We start from the raw sequence: 17,410 nt of genomic DNA, 5'->3' as shown, positions 1-17,410 counted from the left end.
CGAGAGCGAGTGAAACGTTATATTCTTCCAGAAAAAAGAAAACGGCCCAAAAGTAGGACCGTTCGAATTTCAAAAACTCGGTACACCATTAAGTCAAAACATGCTTAACTGAATGGTGTTAACTGAAAAGTGGCTTTTTTTTGCTTTAAAGCATGCTAAATTAGCTGAAATTTATAAATGGAGAAACCAGTTGGAATTTTTATACGAATACGGTTTGTTTTTTGCTAAAACAGTTACTTTTGTTATCGCTATCGCAGTTGTTTTAATGCTAATAGTTGGCGCTGCAGTTAAGCCAAAGGCCAAAAAAGGTGAAATACAAATTGATGATATATCAGAGCAGCTAGTTGAACTTAAAGAAAGTTTTTTACAAAATACGTTGGGTAAAAAAGAGCTTAAAGCGCATCAAAAACTGCTTAAATCGCAAAGTAAAAAAGCAGATAAAGATGAGCCTAAACCTAGTTTATATGTAATTGACTTTGTGGGTAGTATGGATGCTCACGAAGTAGAAAGCTTACGTGAAGAAATTACAGCAATTATATCTATCGCCGATCCAAGTAAAGACAAAGTGCTTATTCGTTTAGAAAGCGGTGGCGGTGTTGTACATGGATACGGACTTGCTGCATCTCAGTTACAGCGTATTAAAAACGCAGGCATACCCTTAAGTGTATCAATTGATAAAGTAGCAGCGAGTGGTGGTTACATGATGGCGTGTGTAGCCGATGAGATACTCGCAGCCCCTTTTGCTATTGTTGGCTCTATTGGTGTTATTGCTCAGATACCTAACTTTAATAAAATATTAAAGAAAAACGATGTGGAGTTCGAACAAATAACGGCAGGTGAGTTTAAACGCACACTTACTTTATTTGGTGAAAATACAGATAAGGCCCGTGAAAAATTTCGTGAAGAAATTGAACAAACACATGACTTATTTAAAACGTTTGTAAGCACTCAACGTCCATGCCTTGATATTAATTTAGTTGCAACAGGTGAGCATTGGTTTGCAACTCAGGCAATTGATAAAGGCTTGGTAGATGTTATAAAAACAAGTGATGATGCATTGCTAGAGCAACAACATGAGCGCCAAATTTATAAAATTAAATACAAGGTTAAAAAGGGATTGAGCGATAAGTTAGCCCTTGGCTTGAGCAGTGGCGTAAATAAAGTAGGGATAAACTTACTTTCTAAATTTAAGTCCCTAAATCCTTAGGTTAGAATATTTAACCTGAGAACAAGCTAATTATTTTTACTCGAAAAAAAAACCTTGATGCAAAACATCAAGGTTTTTTTATAACTCAATAGTCATAGATTATGAATCAATAGACTTATGATAATCTTCTAAATCTTTAGCGGCATTGGGGTCGTTAAAGATGCTCTCATCAAGCTCACCTTCAGACTTGGCAACAACACAGGTAACCATACAATCCCCGGTTACATTAACTGCTGTACGTGTCATATCTAGTAAGCGGTCTACACCGATAATAATTGCGATCCCTTCTACAGGTAAACCCACTTGGTTAAGTACCATTGCCAGCATAATTAAACCAACACCAGGTACGCCTGCTGTACCTACAGAGGCAAGTGTTGCTGTTAATATAACCATTAAGTAATCAGATATGGTCAAATCGACACTAAACACTTGTGCAATGAACACGGTAGCCACACCTTGCATAATGGCCGTGCCATCCATGTTAATAGTAGCGCCTAAGGGAATAGTGAATGAGGCAACAGAGTTGTTAGCGCCTAATTTTTTGGTCGCTGTTTCAAGTGTAATAGGCATGGTAGCGCTTGAGCTTGAAGTACTAAATGCAAATAAGCATGTATGCTTCATTTTTGCTAAGAAAATAAGCGGGTTTAAGCCTGTTAATATTTTTAAAAGCAATGTGTAGTTTACAAAAGCATGTAATAACAGTGCGAGTACTACAACACCAAAGTACTTAGCTAGGCTCACAATTAAACTAAGCTCAATAGTTGTAAATAGTTTTGCCATTAAAAAGAACACGCCATAAGGGGCAATGTTCATTAAAAGCGTAACTAGTTTTAAAATTACTGTGTTTAAATCTTCAAATACGGTAGCAACGCGTTTACCCGCTTTACCACTTAATGCCATTGCTACACCAAATAAAAGCGCAAACACAATAACTTGAAGCATATTGCCTTTGGCCATTGCCTCAAAAGGATTTGTAGGAAACATATCTATAATTACACGTGCAAGGGTAGGGGCTTCTTTAGCATCGTAAGTTGCATTAGATGGGAGGCTTATTCCTTCACCAGGACTAAATAGTAGTGCTAGTGTAATCGCCACTGTTATAGCAATAGCTGTAGTTAATAAATATAAACCAATAGATTTACCACCTAGGCGACCTAATTTTTTAGGGTCACTTAAGCTACAGGTACCACAAACAAGCGATACAAATACAAGAGGCACAACTAACATTTTTAAGCTGGCAATGAATATTTGTCCACCAACATGGAAAATACCATCAACAAAAAAGGCTTTAATTGGCAAAGAGAATAACCCAAGAGGTATTAGATAATCGTCTTCACCAGCTAATATAGCCTGAAATATAAAACCTACTGTAACCCCAAGCGCCATACCAATCATGATGCGAGTGGTTAAACTCATTGAACGGATTTTTGACATATTTCCTGATCTACATTTTATAAATTTGCCATAGACTACCAGCAAGGAAATATTTACTACAGAAAAAGTTAGTATTTATTTAAAAATATTTCACTCAAAAAAGTAATAAAAAACTGTGATTTTATACTAAGTTATAGGTTAATATTAAGTGAAAATTAATTTTGATTATAATAACAACGCTAGGGAGAGGTTTATGCCTTTAATGCGACTACTCAGCATTTCATTGCTCAGTTTTTTTCTTACAGCCTGTGGTGGCGGTGGGTCACTTGAAAAAGATGGTTCTATTAGTGATGGTGACTCGACTACAGAGACTAGTACATACTCTGTGTCACTGAAGGGATATTCACAAGTAGATGCAACAGAGTCTAACTCTGTTACGGCTGCTACTTCTTTAGATTTACGAGCAACTCTTACTCAAGATGGTGAAATTGTTGCAGGTAAGCGTATTACATTTACACTAACTGATACAGTTGGGGCTTTAAGCCAAACATCGGCACTTACAAATGCAGATGGAGAAGCCGAAGTTGAACTACTGGCTGGTACCGTAGAAGGTGCTGGAGAAGTAACTGCCACATACACAGTTGATGGCACAACCTATACTGATAGCTTTTCGTTTAGCTCAACAGGTGATGCTGGACTAAATCCAAACAAAGAATATGAAATTCAGTTTCAAGGTTTTTCACAAACTAATGGAGCTGTAACAAATTCAGTTTCAGGCGATACTCCAATCGATTTAATCGCTACCCTTACTAATAACGGTAGTCAGGTATCTGGTGAGGTCATAGCATTTTCTCTATCGGGTAATGTTGGTTCTTTAAGTGCAAATTCGGCACTTACACAAACAAATGGGCAAGCGAAGGTAGAATTAACATCAGGGACAATTGAAGGCGCTGGTCAAGTTACAGCAAGTTTTACCCTTGACAGTGTTACTTACACCTCAAGTTTCTCGTTTCAATCTGACGGTAAAGAGGGAAGCGAGCCAGAATATACATTAACTATACAAGGTTATGATAGTGAAACTGATGTTCAATCAAATACAGTTACTTCATTAACACCTCTAGAACTAAGAGCAATGCTACTTAATGACGGTACTCCAGTTAGCTCACAAAGTGTTAACTTTTCGTTAGCTAGTAATATAGGTATTTTAAACCCTAGTTCTGGTAGCGTTTTGACCAATAGCAATGGTATTGCTACTATTGAACTATTAGCAGGTGATACTGAAGGTGCTTCAGAATTATTTGTAACTTACGTAAATAATGGTATTACGTATTCATCTGAAGCTTTTGACTTTGAATCTATCGTTGTTAAAAAAGCTGAAATTACGGTTAGCTTATTAGCAAGTGATGGTTCGACTGCTCGTAATGTAGATTTTTTAAACCCTGCTGTTGCCCAGGCACAACTATTATTAAACGGTGAACCTGGTGCCTTTAAGTTAGTCGCATTTAATTTATCAGGCTTAGGTACTATTAATCCTTCTAATGGTACTGCACTGACCAATGACCAAGGTATTGCGAAGGTTGATTTATTAGCAGGGACAGAAGCCGGAGCCGGTTCAATTACGGCCGAATATATTGATAGCGATAACACGAGTTACACAGCTGAAGCTTTTACATATACAACTGCCGGAGATTCGCCTGAACAAGGGGATGCTGAGAATTTCACAATTGATTTAAGTTTAGTATCGTCAACAACACTAATTCAAACAAGTGAGATTAGTGCAAGCAATAATGGCTTAGTGCAAGCTTTAGTATTAGATTCGAATAGTGATCCAGTAGTGGGAAAAGTGGTTTCTTTTAGCTCTACTTTAGGTAGCCTTCTACCAAGTTCTGGTACTGCGCTAACAAATGCTAATGGTATTGCCACTTTAAATTTAACACCAGGTACAGTTGAAGGTGCCGGCAATGTTACAGCGCAGTATGAGGCAATTACAGAAACGGTAGGCTTTTATACTCGCGGTGATGCTATTGATCCTAATCAAAGCACTGCCGATATCAATTTTAAAATTTTGCAAAATTGCCCGGTTGATTTTAAAACAATCAGAGATGCAAGTTTATGTGAAGAGATAACAAGTATCTCAGGCGATTCTTCAGCTATTTTATTCATTGAAGTAACGAATGAAAATTCTACAACACCACTTACTCAAACACTAGTTACTGCAACTACAACTATTGGTTCAATTTCACCGACCACAGGAACTGCAATTACAGATGCTAATGGTATCGCACTACTCGATATAGTTCCTGGACAAGACGTAGGGGCAGGTGAAATCACCGTGTCTGTACTTGAGAGTAACTTAACTAAGGCGTTTCAAATTGCTGCTGTAGATATTGAAATTTCTATTTCAAGCTCTATTGCCGATGATGAGTTATTAGCGGCTGGAGCTACTGCTTTAGTCTCTATTGAAATCTCTAAAGATGGTGAATTATACACAAATCCATTAACTGTTGAGTTCTCATCTGGTTGTGTAAGTTCAGGACAGGCAATAATTGATAAAACGGTGACTAGTATTGGTGGTTTTGCTCGCTCAACATACCGACCTCTCACCTGTGTTGGTGGCGATATAATTACTGCCACAGTTATTACCGGTGGTGATACAGTATCTGCTAATACAACTATTAATGTATCACCTGCAAATATTGGTTTTTTACAGTTTGTTGAAGTTACTGAGCCTGTGATTGCTTTAAAAGGCACTGGTGGTGCTGATAGAACTGAGATATCAGAAGTAACATTCAAACTTGTCGATTCAAACGGGAACGATTTAGCGTCAAGAACCGTTAACTTTGAACTTTCAACAGCTGTAGGTGGAATTACATTAGGCACAGCCAGTGCTATTACCAATCTCAGCGGCGAAGTAACAACATCAGTTCAGTCAGGCTCGATTGCAACACCCGTACGTGTAATTGCATCAAGCGAAGAAGAGGTTGAAGGTAAGACTGTTATCGTAACTGCTCCTTCGGATATCCTAGTTGTTAGTACGGGTATTGCCGATCAGAATAGTTTTTCTTTATCGCGCTCTATTTTCAATCCACATGCTTTAAATATTGATGGTACGGAGGTGTTAGTTAACGCTCGATTAGCGGATCATTTTAACAATCCTGTTCCAGACGGTACGGCTGTTACTTTTATTACTGAAGGAGGTGTTATCGAACCGAGCTGTACAACTACTAATGGCGCTTGTAGTGTCACATGGACAAGCACCAATCCTCGACCTTTTACTGATTCAATGTACGAGAATACAATTGCACAAAAATGTGATGGTGGTTTGCCTTGCCCATTAGGTATTGTTGAAGTGGATACTTTGGGCAATTTAGTTGTTGATCGTCCATTAGGTGGTCGAGCAACAGTGCTTGCTTATGCTATTGGCGAAGAGACTTTTTCAGACTTAAATGGTAATGGCTACTTTGATAGCACAGACTTTTTTGACGATTTATTTGATATTCCTGAAGCCTTCATTGATAACAACGAAGATGGTACTTATGGCGGTAAAGATTGTAATGATGGAACTGCCCCTTGTTCACGCAATAACTCAACGGGTGATGAATTTGAAGAGTTTGTTGATTTTGATGGTAGTGGTACTTGGACTACAGAGAATGGTTTATATAATGGTCTGCTATGTCGTGAAGAAGATGAAACTGCAGGTATTTGTAGCCGTAAAATGGTTAATGTATTTCAAAACCAAGAAATTGTTATGTCGGGTGATACAGCATTCTTTAGGCTAGTAACATATGCAGATAGCTGTGCAACTGCTGTAGGCGTAACAGCATCTGATGTGCATGTAAATAGTGATCCTAATAGTCCATTAGTACGTCGTTCACAAAGTGATCCCGCAAGTCAGCAGATGTGTGAAGTCAGTGGAATAGATTTAACTCAGAGTGCAACGGGGACTGATAGTGTTAGTTTGATTATGTATATTGCAGATATATATAACAATCCTCTGCCTGCAGGTACTGAGGTATCTATTAGTACTGATAACGGTGAACTTACTGGCGAAACTAGTTATGTATTTCCTAATACTACGAGCTTTATCCCAGTAGGTGTTTCATTTGGTATTAAACGGGAACCTCTAACAGGTGGTAACGAGAGTCCATCGGGTAGCTTAAATATTTCAGTTAAAGCTCCGTCTGGTTTAGTTTCTCCATTTTCGGTTGCAGTAAAAGACGATTTATAATCGTTTAAAATAAAAAATGCCAACCTTTAGGTTGGCATTTTTGTTTCTGTTCTATATATTCCACATCAATTAATCTAAAAACACCTGTTTGTTTAATTTAACGACAAAAATTGTTCGTTTATTCAGTAAATACTGAAAAGTTTGTATTAAAAGCTTGTAACAACTAGTGTTTGTAGATATACCTATAAATATTCGCGCCGCTTATAGCGGTAAACACATTTTTAATATTTGGTTAGAAATAGGCAACTATGGGCAAATCGCTAGTAATTGTAGAGTCTCCTGCTAAGGCTAAAACAATTAATAAATATTTAGGTAATGACTTCATCGTAAAGTCCAGTATTGGACATGTACGAGATTTACCTACTTCAGGTTCGAGCAAAGCTAAAGTGCCGGCAACTAAAACGCCAGCAGAAGTTCGTAAAATGGAACCAGAAGAAAAAGCAGCGTATAAAAAGCAACGAGATTATACAAACTTAGTCGCGCGTATGGGTATTGACCCAAACCAAGGCTGGGATCCGCATTACGAAATACTGCCTGGTAAAGAAAAAGTTGTTCAAGAATTACAAAAGCTGGCAGAAAATGCAGACCAAATATATCTCGCAACGGATTTGGATAGAGAAGGGGAAGCAATTGCTTGGCACCTTCAGGAAATTATTGGCGGCGAGCCTTCAAAGTATAAGCGCGTAGTTTTTAACGAAATTACTAAAAACGCAATACAACAAGCATTTGAAACACCAGGCGAGCTTAACACCGATATGGTTTATGCTCAGCAAACACGTCGCTTTTTGGACCGTGTTGTTGGTTTTATGGTTTCACCTTTACTTTGGGCTAAGGTTGCTCGAGGACTTTCTGCAGGACGAGTTCAGTCAGTGGCAGTTCGCTTATTAGTAGAGCGTGAACGTGAAATTAAAGCATTTATCCCAGAAGAATTTTGGGATATTCACGCTGACGTTAAAAATACTGAGTCTGAGTTACGCTTAGAAGTAGCCAAACAAGCAGGAAAGCCATTTAAGCCTGTAAATGAAGCTCAGGCTAGCGCAGCGGTTAAAAGCCTTGAGAATGCAGAATATAAAGTAATTAGCGTTGAAGAAAAACCAAGTAAAAGTCGCCCAAGTGCGCCATTAATTACTTCAACCATGCAACAAGCGGCAAGTACACGTTTAGGTTATGGCGTTAAAAAGACCATGATGCTTGCTCAGCGTTTGTATGAAGGCGGTTATATTACGTATATGCGTACCGATTCAACTAATCTTTCAAAAGATGCGGTTGAAATGTGTCGTGAGTACGTAACGAACGAGTTTGGTGCTAAATATTTACCAAAAGATCCAATTAGCTACAGCTCTAAAGGTAATGCACAAGAAGCGCATGAGGCTATTCGTCCTTCAAGTGTTACCGTGTTATCTGGGCATGTTGAAGGTGTAGATGCCGATGCTAAAAAGCTGTACGAGCTAATTTGGCGTCAGTTTGTAGCGTGCCAAATGGTACCTGCTGAATACGATTTAACAACGCTTACAGTTGAAGCTAACGATTTCCAACTTAAAGCAAAAGGGCGTGTGCTACGCTTTGATGGTTGGACTAAAGTACAGCCTGCAATACGTAAAAAGAACGAAGAAGATCAATCATTACCGGCTGTTAAAGAAGGTGAAGTCCTTTCTTTAATCGAACTTGATCCTAAGCAACATTTTACTAAACCGCCAGCGCGCTTTAGTGAAGCAAGTTTAGTAAAAGAGCTTGAAAAACGCGGTATTGGTCGTCCATCTACTTATGCGTCAATTATATCAACGATTCAAGATCGTGGTTATGTACGTGTAGAAAATCGCCGTTTCTTTGCTGAAAAAATGGGTGAAATAGTTACTGATCGTTTGGTTGAAAACTTCACTGATTTAATGAATTTTGATTTTACAGCAAAAATGGAAGGCCGTTTAGATGACATCGCTGAAGGCGAGCGAGTATGGACTGAAGTTCTTGATAAATTTTATGCTGATTTTTCAACGCAATTAACTGTCGCTAAAGATGAACCAGAAAATGGCGGTATGCGTCTCAACGAGATGGTTGAAACGGATATTGAATGTCCTACGTGTAGCCGAAAAATGGGTATACGCACAGCATCAACTGGTGTTTTCTTAGGGTGTACTGGCTATAGCTTACCACCTAAAGAGCGTTGTACAACGACAATGAACTTAGTGTCGGGCGATGAAGCGGTTGCAGCCGATGTCGAAGACGAAGAAACTGAAAAGCTAATGCAGATGAAACGTTGCCCGATTTGTGAAACGGCAATGGATTCATACCTTATCGATGAAACTCGAAAACTGCATGTGTGTGGTAACAACCCTGCATGTAAAGGGCATATAGTTGAAGAGGGCACTTTTAAGATTAAAGGCTATGATGGACCTATTATCGAATGTGATAAATGTGGTTCTGACATGGAACTTAAATCTGGTCGTTTTGGTAAGTACTTTGGCTGTAATAATGACGAGTGTAAAAACACACGTAAGTTACTTAAAAGTGGTGAGGCTGCTCCACCAAAAGAAGACCCTGTTCACATAACTGAGTTAGAATGTGAAAAGTCAGATGCGTACTTTGTACTGCGTGATGGCGCCGCAGGTATATTTTTAGCTGCAAATACTTTTCCTAAGTCACGAGAAACACGTGCACCTAAGGTAGAAGAATTAAAACGCTTTAGAGACCGTATTTCGCCTAAGTTTTATTACCTAGCCGATGCACCTGCTAAAGATCCTGATGGTAATCTTGCTGTTGTACGCTACAGCCGTAAAAATAAAGCTCAGTATGTTATGACTGAAGTTGACGGTAAAGCAACTGGCTGGACTGCTCATTATGAAGCAGGTAAATGGACAGAAGAAGCGAAGAAAAAAGCAGCGCCTAAAAAGAAAGCCGCAGCAAAAAAGGCACCAGCTAAAGCAAAACCTAAAGCCAAAGCAAAGCCTAAAACTAAAAAAGAGGATGAATAAGTAGGTATTTCTTATTCATAGCTTTTTATAGTTTTAAAAAGTCATAAAAAAACCGGAATGCACAGCTTGTGTCTATTCCGGTTTTTTTGTGCCTAGTTAAATGTTTTCGCAACGGCTTTATTAGCAGTACATTTAACTAAGTGTATTGGGTATATCAATTTTTATTAAAAAACATAGTCATTTTATCGCACTAAATAGATCGCTAATTTAATGCAATTGGTATGATTAAATTTTAACAGAAGATACTTTTTTATAGCCTTCAGATTCAAGCTCATCATTTACGCATTTTAATACGTAGGCATTTAGCTCTTCATTGCTTACGTCATCATCTTTAGCCCAGTTAACACACATCTCTGTGTATTCTTTTACCATTTCGGCTGAAGCTGTTGGCGCATCGTCTGCTACCGCGTAAGTCGCAGATACTGCAAATAGTGGTGCTACGATTAATGCTAGCAATGCTTTTTTCATTCGTTTATTCCTAAAAAAATGGTGTGATGACTGATTTACCCAGTTTAAAGTCAGGTTTAAACCAGTAGTGCCCAATCCAGAACAACTCTGTTGGTATATTGATTTTTAAACGAAAATGAAATAAAAGATAACGAAATATTTTTATCGTAAGGATGAGTAATTTGCTTGTCGGTATTTCGCGGTATTGTGTTGTATTGGTTTTTAGGTTTAAAGATGAAGTTAATAAGTGCAATAGTCGCTATTTCTACTGTTGAGTTATTAAAAGTATTTAATAACTCCAGCGTATACCCAAGTCATAAACTATTTTGGAAAGTGATTATTCATGTCACGTTTGTAATATCAGGTGCTTTGTTTGCTTGCTTTAACTAACTATTTAAACAGCAAAACTCAAAGTCACTAAAAGATAAAATACATAAAAAAGCCCAAGTAATTAACTTAGGCTTTGCTGTTTTTATAGCTTAATTATAAAATTAAACGTAATTTTTATGTGATTAACACTTTGCATAAAAGCAAGCATAAGGCTCAAGCGTTAATGTGTCTTGGCTTAATTTTGCGCTGTGATGGCTAAGCTCGTTATATTCTTTAACGATTGATGTTGGCATATTAATAGCTGTTTGTTGAGAGCTTAGATTAAACAGGCAAAGCATTTTTTGCGCTCCAAGCGTTCTATAAAAAGCAAGTACAGGCTCAGGCGTTTCAATAAACTCAATATCACCCTCAAGTAAAACAGTTTGGCTCTTGCGCCACGCCATAAACTCACGGTAGGCGTTTAAAATTGAGTTGCTATCATTAGTTTGCACAGCGACTGATTGCTGTTTGTGTGCATCATCAACAGGTAGCCAAGGTTTTACGTCACTAAAACCCGCATGAGGTGAATCAGCTTGCTCCCAAGGCATTGGCGTTCTACAGCCATCACGCCCTTTAAAATTAGGCCAAAATGTTATGCCATATGGGTCTTGTAAGTCTTCAAAGGCAACACTTGCCTCACCTAAACCTAATTCTTCACCTTGGTACATACATACACTGCCACGAAGGGAAGCAAGTAGGGCGGTTAGCATTTTACATTGCTGAGGGTTTATTTCGCCATTTTCACTCCAGCGACTTGCTACGCGCTCTACATCATGGTTGCTAAATGCCCAACACGGCCAACCCTCAGTCATACGTTGTTCAAGAGTTTGAACCGTAGTTCTAATATATTCACTTGAATAATCATTTGTTAAGAGCTCAAAGCTATATCCCATGTGCAGCTTATCGCCACCTTGGGTGTACTGCGCCATTGTCGCCAATGAATCCTCTGATGAGATTTCGCCAAGCGATACAGTACCTGGGTATTTATTAAGTAATGTGCGAATGTCTTGCATAAACTCAATATTTTCTGGCTGAGTGTTGTTGTAGTAATGATACTGAAATGCGTATGGGTTATCTTCACTAAAACCACGACCTTGGCGTTTATCTTTTGGTTTAGCAGGGTTATCGCGAAGTAATGCATCGTGGTAGCAAAAGTTAATAGCATCGAGTCTAAAGCCATCAACGCCTTTTTTAAGCCAAAACTCCACGTTATCAAGCACAGCTTGCCTTACATCAGGATTATGAAAGTTTAAATCGGGTTGTTCGGTTAAAAAGTTATGCAAATAATATTGTCCACGGCGAGGTTCCCACTGCCATGCGCCACCACCAAAAATAGACAGCCAGTTATTTGGAGCTGTTCCATCATCTTTAGCATCGGCCCAAACATACCAATCAGCTTTGTCGTTTGTTAAATTATCACGACTATCTAAAAACCACTGATGTTGATCTGACGTGTGGCTTAATACCTGATCTATAATTATTTTAATATCTCGATCGTGAGCTTGGCTTATTAGTTCATCAAAATCGTTTAAGTCACCAAAAAGTGGGTCAATGTCGCGGTAGTCGCTAATATCGTAGCCAAAGTCTTTCATCGGCGATTTGAAAAAAGGTGAAATCCAAATTGCATCAACGCCTAAGCTTTTAATGTAATCAATACGATTAATAATCCCTTTTAAATCACCAATGCCATCGTTGTTGCTATCTTGAAAGCTACGCGGATAAACTTGATAAATAACCGCACCTTTATACCACTGCTTTTGGGTCATGCTTTTCTCCGTCATTCCACACAGTATTTAGACTATTCTTTGTTGTGATTACGATTAATCACGTTATTTGCAAAAAGCATACGTGAAGCCTTTAATCCTGTAAAAAGTCTGCATACGTATGCACTAAAAATAATGCAATAAAATTATTAAAAATAAGCGCTTAGCGTAGCTTTAACAGTGCTCATTTTGTGTGTCTATTGTTTACCAATTACGTTATTCATTCATTTTTTAGTTAAATTAAACCTAACAGACTGTAGCGTAAGGAAAATATACCTCAGGCTTTGTATTAAATGGTCTGACCAATTTAACGCTTGGTAAATGTGGAGTAATTTAAACTTTATATAACAGTGCTAATTAATTTCACCTTGTTTACATTTAAGTGAAGGTGCCATTAAGTTTCAATAGAATCGATTTAACTATTGATGTGTGCTTTGTGTTTTTTATTTAATTTATATTTAATAAAATCATGCAGTTAAAATCTGTTTTGTGAGTTTTATGTTAATATAAAAGAGTGCTTTAATTGTTGAATACGTATGCATAAAGTTGTTAATAAAATAAATCTGGCGTTAATATTCATCCTGACAACAAAATTAGCTCGCCTTGTTTAACTATCACTTAAACATTGAACGCGGGTATCACAATATGGGTAACGGGAAAACATTATGTCTATGTTCAAACCAAGTATATTAACTTTGGCATTAACAGCTGCAGGCTTATCGAGCTTTGCTACACAGGCTGCTCAAGAAAATACAATAAAAAAAGATGATGTAGAAGTTATCGAAGTTAAAGGCTTTCGTGGCAGTGTGGTTGAGTCTATTAACACTAAACGCTTCTCTACTCAGGTTGTAGAATCTATATCAGCCGAAGATATTGGTAAATTACCAGACTCTTCAATTGCTGAATCGATTGCGCGTTTACCTGGCTTAACAGCGCAGCGCTTAGACGGCCGAGCAAGTCGTGTCTCTATTCGTGGTTTTGGTGAAAACGAAAGTGGTACTACATTTAATGGTCGTGAACAGGTATCTATTGGTGATAACCGCGGCGTAGAATTTGACCTTTACCCATCAGAAATTATGAGCGGTGTAACTGTTTATAAAACGCCAAATGCAAGTATAGATGCTGAAGGCATTGCCGGTGTTATTAATATGCAAACCGTGCGCCCTTTAAGTAAAGGCGAACGTGTTGTACAAGTAAATGGACAGTATGAGCAAACCAGCTTTGATAAATTAAACCCAGATGGTAACGACGACGGTTACCGAGGTACAATTTCATACATTGACCAGTTTGCAGACGATACCATTGGTGTTGCATTTGCTTTAAATACGATGAGTTCACCAAATCAAGAAAAACGTTGGAACTCGTGGGGTTACCCAGAGTTCAATGAAAATGGTAACGATTATTCAATTTTAGGTGGTGCTAAACCTTACGTGCGTTCATCAACGCTTGAGCGTGACTCGGCAATGCTTGTTTTAGAAGCAGCACCTACAGACAATCTAAGTATGACGTTTGATGCGTTATATGTAGATTTTACAGATGAAAAAATCTTACGCGGTATTGAAGTTCCATTCGCGTGGGGACAAGGTAGTATCGACTCAAACAGTGTAGTAGTTGATGAAGCATCAGGCTTTATAACAAGCGCTGTAACCCAAGGTCAGCGTGTTGTAGTTCGTAATGACTATGAAGAACGCGAAGCCGAACTTACAGCTTTTGGTTTTAATACTAAATACGATATTGACGATTCTTGGTCAGTAGAGTTTGATGCAAGTTATTCACAAGTAGAGCGTAAAATCTGGAGTGTTGAAAGCTATTCAGGCACTGGCCGTGGCGATGCTCGCGGTGTGGCAGATAACTTGGGTTACACATTTAATGGTGGTAACACTGGGGCTACTTTTTCACATGATTTAGATTATAGTGATTATGGTTTAATTCAGTTAGGTGGCCCGCTTTCGTGGGGTGCAAGCTCTGCACTTAACGATAAATACGGTTTAACTGGTACTGAATATGAAAACCAAGCGCAAGACGGTTTTATAAATGCACCTACTATTGAAGATGAATTATCAACATTAAAAATAGCCGCTTCAAAGGTATTAGAAAACGAGTACATAAGCTCTATTGAATTTGGTATGTCTTACAAAGAACGTGAGAAAACAAAAGATTCAGAAGGTTACTTCATGACGTTATCTAGTTTCTCATTAGATAACCCAGGCATGCTTAGCGTGCCAGAACAGTACCGCAACGGAAGTGTTGATTTAGGCTTTATTGGCATGGGCGACATGATTGCTTATGACGTAAATGGCTTAGTGAATGATGGTTATTACGACTTACTTGCAGAGAGCTTAACAAATACAAGTCATGCGACTAAATCGTGGACTGTAAAAGAAGAAATCACTTCTGCATTTGTTCAAGCAAATATTAATGCTGAAGTAAGCGGTCTTGCACTAACGGGTAATGTTGGCGTGCGTTATGTACAAACTGATCAATCATCACAAGGTAATGCATTTAGTACTGTTGATGGTGTCGTTGTTACATCACCTACAGACATAAGTCATGATTACTCACACGTATTACCTAGCTTAAATCTGTCTCTTGCGATTGATGAGCAACAAACAATACGCTTTGGTGCTGCTAAAACAATTTCTCGTGCACGTTTAGATGAAATGAATTCATCAGTTAATGCGTCATATAATCAAACGCCAGATGAAAATGGTAACTACTGGTCTGTATCGGGTGGTAATCCAAATTTAGAGCCTAAAGAAGCAACCGGTTACGACTTTACTTACGAGAATTACTTTAGCGATGAAGGTTACTTCTCTGCTGCGTTTTTCTATAAAGATTTAACTCAGTGGATTTTTGACGGCACGTACGCAATTGATATGTCGGGTGTTGCAGACCCATCTACTGGAGAATTACCAGCAACATCATCGGGTACAGGCAGTGGTAAAATAAATGGCGGCGGTGGCGATTTATATGGTTACGAGCTATCACTGGCATTACCATTTAAACTATTTCACCCATCACTTGAAGGCTTTGGTTTAATAGCTAGCCATACAGGTATTGAGTCTGATATTGAAGATCAAAATGGTAACGAATACGAACTACCGGGTCTTTCAGATAAAATTCAAAGCTTAACGGTTTACTACGAAATGCATGGCATGCAGTTACGTACCAGTATGCGTAAACGTAGTGCCTTTAAAGGCGATGTATATGGCTTAGGCTTTGACACGGAACAAGTTGATATTTTAGGTGAAACTATTTGGGATGTTCAAGCGGGTTACGACTTTAGTGAAGCGGGTATTGAAAGCCTTGAAGGTTTATCAATTCAGTTTCAAGTACAAAACTTAACAGAAGAACCGTTTACGTCGCTTTCTGGCGACAATGCTTTACAAGTACGTGATTACCAAGATTACGGTCGTACTTACTTGTTAGGCTTTAGCTACAAGCTATAATAAAAACTGTGTGTAGAAGCCCTTGTAATTTATGTTACAGGGGCTTTTTTATAGCTAGTTTACCTAACTTTTTAACCGTACTTAAATTTAATAAAACGTGGATAATAATATGAAATCAATAAAACACGTGGTAATTGCAGGCGGTGGTACCGCAGGATGGATAACAGCAGCCTTGCTTAATAAAGTGTTAGGTAAAGTAATTAATATCACATTGATAGAATCATCGTCTATTGGGTCCGTGGGGGTTGGCGAAGCCACTATACCGCCGATTGTTCAGCTTAATAACGCGCTGGGTATAAACGAGCAAGATTTTATTAATGCCACTAATGCTTCAATAAAATTAGGTATTGAGTTCGAAAATTGGAAAACGCCAAAGCATAATTATATGCATGCGTTTGGCTCGTTTGGTAAAGACTTTCCTTTTTGTGATTTTTATAACTTTTGGTTAAAAGGCCAAGTTACTGGATGCGAAGACGAACTATGGGATTTTTCACTCAATTACCAAGCGGCTAAACAGCATAGGTTTGCCCCTTTAAATACCATTCCAAATACCCAACTGCCTGGGCTGAGTTACGCGTACCATTTTGATGCCACACTTTACGCCGAATATTTAAAAAAGTTGGCTATATCGCGCGGTGTTAAACACATAGATGCAAAAATAGACCATGTTGAGCAATGCTTAACTACAGGCAATATTAAAAGCCTAGCACTTGATAACGATAGTCAAATTAGTGGTGATTTATTTATAGATTGCACCGGGCTGCGTGCCTTGTTAATTGAGCAAACACTTAATACAGGGTTTATTGATTGGTCTCATTACTTACCCTGTGATAGTGCAGTGGCCGTTCAAACACACAGTACCAATGATCTAAAGCCTTATACGCGCTCTATTGCACATAGTGCAGGCTGGCAATGGCAAATACCGCTGCAAAACCGTATTGGTAATGGCCTTGTTTATTGCTGTAGATATTTATCAGACGATGATGCTAAACAGCTACTTCTTCAAAAATTACCCGCTGAGCCAATTACAGAGCCGCGCGTTATAAAATTTAAAACAGGTCGGCGCTTAAAGCAGTGGCATAAAAACGTGGTCGCGGTTGGTTTATCAAGTGGGTTTTTAGAACCGCTTGAGTCAACCAGTATTCATTTAATTCAAACTGCGGTTACACGCTTAATTAAGCTATTTCCACACAATGGCATTAGCGATGCGCTAGTAACTGAGTTTAATAAACAAAGCGTAATTGAAATAGAGCACATACGTGATTTTATTATTTTACATTACAAACTCACCGAGCGAGAAGACTCTCCATTTTGGCGCCAGTGTAGGCAAATGGATATACCTGACTCCCTGAGCCAAAAAATGAATTTATTTAAGCAAACTGGCAAGGTAGTACGCGAAGACGACGAGTTATTTGCTGAGGTTGCTTGGCAGCAAGTAATGATAGGGCAAGGGCTTATCCCTGATGACTACAATAGTATTGTGGATTCGTTAAGTGATGAGCAACTGAGCGATTTATTTTCTACCTTAAAAACATTGATAAACTCAACAGTTGCGCAGCTACCAACTCATCAAGATTTTTTAGCCAGTATTAAAAAGGTTTAAT

General features: G+C 38.4%; 8 protein-coding genes and 1 pseudogene. 6 read left to right on the top strand and 3 right to left on the bottom strand.

Going from position 1 to position 17,410, the window contains the following annotated elements:
- Positions 1 to 190 precede the first annotated feature (190 nt).
- Positions 191 to 1,207, top strand: coding sequence for a protease SohB (gene sohB / locus I6F49_RS04975; RefSeq protein WP_197178825.1), 1,017 nt, complete (start codon positions 191 to 193; stop codon positions 1,205 to 1,207).
- 99 nt (positions 1,208 to 1,306) lie between these two features.
- On the opposite strand, the gene I6F49_RS04970 is transcribed toward sohB, so the two are convergent.
- Positions 1,307 to 2,641: a dicarboxylate/amino acid:cation symporter gene (locus tag I6F49_RS04970; RefSeq protein WP_166421854.1), complete on the bottom strand. Its 1,335-nt coding sequence runs from the start codon at positions 2,639 to 2,641 to the stop codon at positions 1,307 to 1,309.
- Between the two features lie 193 nt (positions 2,642 to 2,834).
- Here I6F49_RS04970 and I6F49_RS04965 point away from each other — a divergent pair, with 193 nt between their 5' ends.
- Both I6F49_RS04965 and topA read left to right on the top strand, forming a co-directional pair.
- A complete protein-coding gene (locus tag I6F49_RS04965) occupies positions 2,835 to 6,809 on the top strand; it encodes a beta strand repeat-containing protein (RefSeq protein WP_231615035.1) in 3,975 nt (1,324 codons plus the stop codon).
- 248 nt (positions 6,810 to 7,057) lie between these two features.
- Positions 7,058 to 9,778 carry a type I DNA topoisomerase gene (gene topA / locus I6F49_RS04960; RefSeq protein WP_197178823.1) on the top strand — a complete coding sequence of 907 codons (2,721 nt, stop codon included), beginning with the start codon at positions 7,058 to 7,060 and terminating at the stop codon, positions 9,776 to 9,778.
- Positions 9,779 to 10,003: 225 nt separating this feature from the next.
- On the opposite strand, the gene I6F49_RS04955 is transcribed toward topA, so the two are convergent.
- Positions 10,004 to 10,246 carry a hypothetical protein gene (locus I6F49_RS04955; RefSeq protein WP_007582596.1) on the bottom strand — a complete coding sequence of 81 codons (243 nt, stop codon included), beginning with the start codon at positions 10,244 to 10,246 and terminating at the stop codon, positions 10,004 to 10,006.
- A 198-nt stretch (positions 10,247 to 10,444) separates the two neighbouring features.
- On the opposite strand from I6F49_RS04955, the pseudogene I6F49_RS04950 reads away from it, so the two are divergent.
- Positions 10,445 to 10,646, top strand: a pseudogene (locus I6F49_RS04950) (TIGR00645 family protein); the annotation flags it as partial.
- A 91-nt stretch (positions 10,647 to 10,737) separates the two neighbouring features.
- Here I6F49_RS04950 and I6F49_RS04945 read toward each other — a convergent pair.
- Positions 10,738 to 12,360: an alpha-glucosidase family protein gene (locus I6F49_RS04945; RefSeq protein ID WP_197178821.1), complete on the bottom strand. Its 1,623-nt coding sequence runs from the start codon at positions 12,358 to 12,360 to the stop codon at positions 10,738 to 10,740.
- A 662-nt stretch (positions 12,361 to 13,022) separates the two neighbouring features.
- Here I6F49_RS04945 and I6F49_RS04940 point away from each other — a divergent pair.
- Both I6F49_RS04940 and I6F49_RS04935 read left to right on the top strand, forming a co-directional pair.
- A complete protein-coding gene (locus I6F49_RS04940) occupies positions 13,023 to 15,806 on the top strand; it encodes a TonB-dependent receptor (RefSeq protein ID WP_197178819.1) in 2,784 nt (927 codons plus the stop codon).
- 109 nt (positions 15,807 to 15,915) lie between these two features.
- Positions 15,916 to 17,409 (top strand): tryptophan halogenase family protein, encoded by a 1,494-nt coding sequence (locus tag I6F49_RS04935; RefSeq protein WP_197178817.1) that lies wholly within the window; start codon positions 15,916 to 15,918, stop codon positions 17,407 to 17,409.
- Position 17,410: the final 1 nt, after the last annotated feature.

The sequence above is a fragment of the Pseudoalteromonas sp. SWN166 genome (assembly GCF_015864485.1).
GTDB lineage: Bacteria > Pseudomonadota > Gammaproteobacteria > Enterobacterales > Alteromonadaceae > Pseudoalteromonas.
This window is presented reverse-complemented; position numbering and strand designations above follow the sequence as displayed.

Excerpts from the sequence above, each read along its gene's own strand:
- I6F49_RS04940 (WP_197178819.1), top strand. The coding sequence starts at position 13,023 with ATGTCTATGTTCAAACCAAGTATATTAACTTTGGCATTAACAGCTGCA.
- I6F49_RS04955 (WP_007582596.1), bottom strand. The coding sequence starts at position 10,246 with ATGAAAAAAGCATTGCTAGCATTAATCGTAGCACCACTATTTGCAGTA.
- I6F49_RS04935 (WP_197178817.1), top strand. The coding sequence starts at position 15,916 with ATGAAATCAATAAAACACGTGGTAATTGCAGGCGGTGGTACCGCAGGA.
- I6F49_RS04965 (WP_231615035.1), top strand. The coding sequence starts at position 2,835 with ATGCCTTTAATGCGACTACTCAGCATTTCATTGCTCAGTTTTTTTCTT.
- I6F49_RS04970 (WP_166421854.1), bottom strand. The coding sequence starts at position 2,641 with ATGTCAAAAATCCGTTCAATGAGTTTAACCACTCGCATCATGATTGGT.
- topA (WP_197178823.1), top strand. The coding sequence starts at position 7,058 with ATGGGCAAATCGCTAGTAATTGTAGAGTCTCCTGCTAAGGCTAAAACA.
- I6F49_RS04945 (WP_197178821.1), bottom strand. The coding sequence starts at position 12,360 with ATGACCCAAAAGCAGTGGTATAAAGGTGCGGTTATTTATCAAGTTTAT.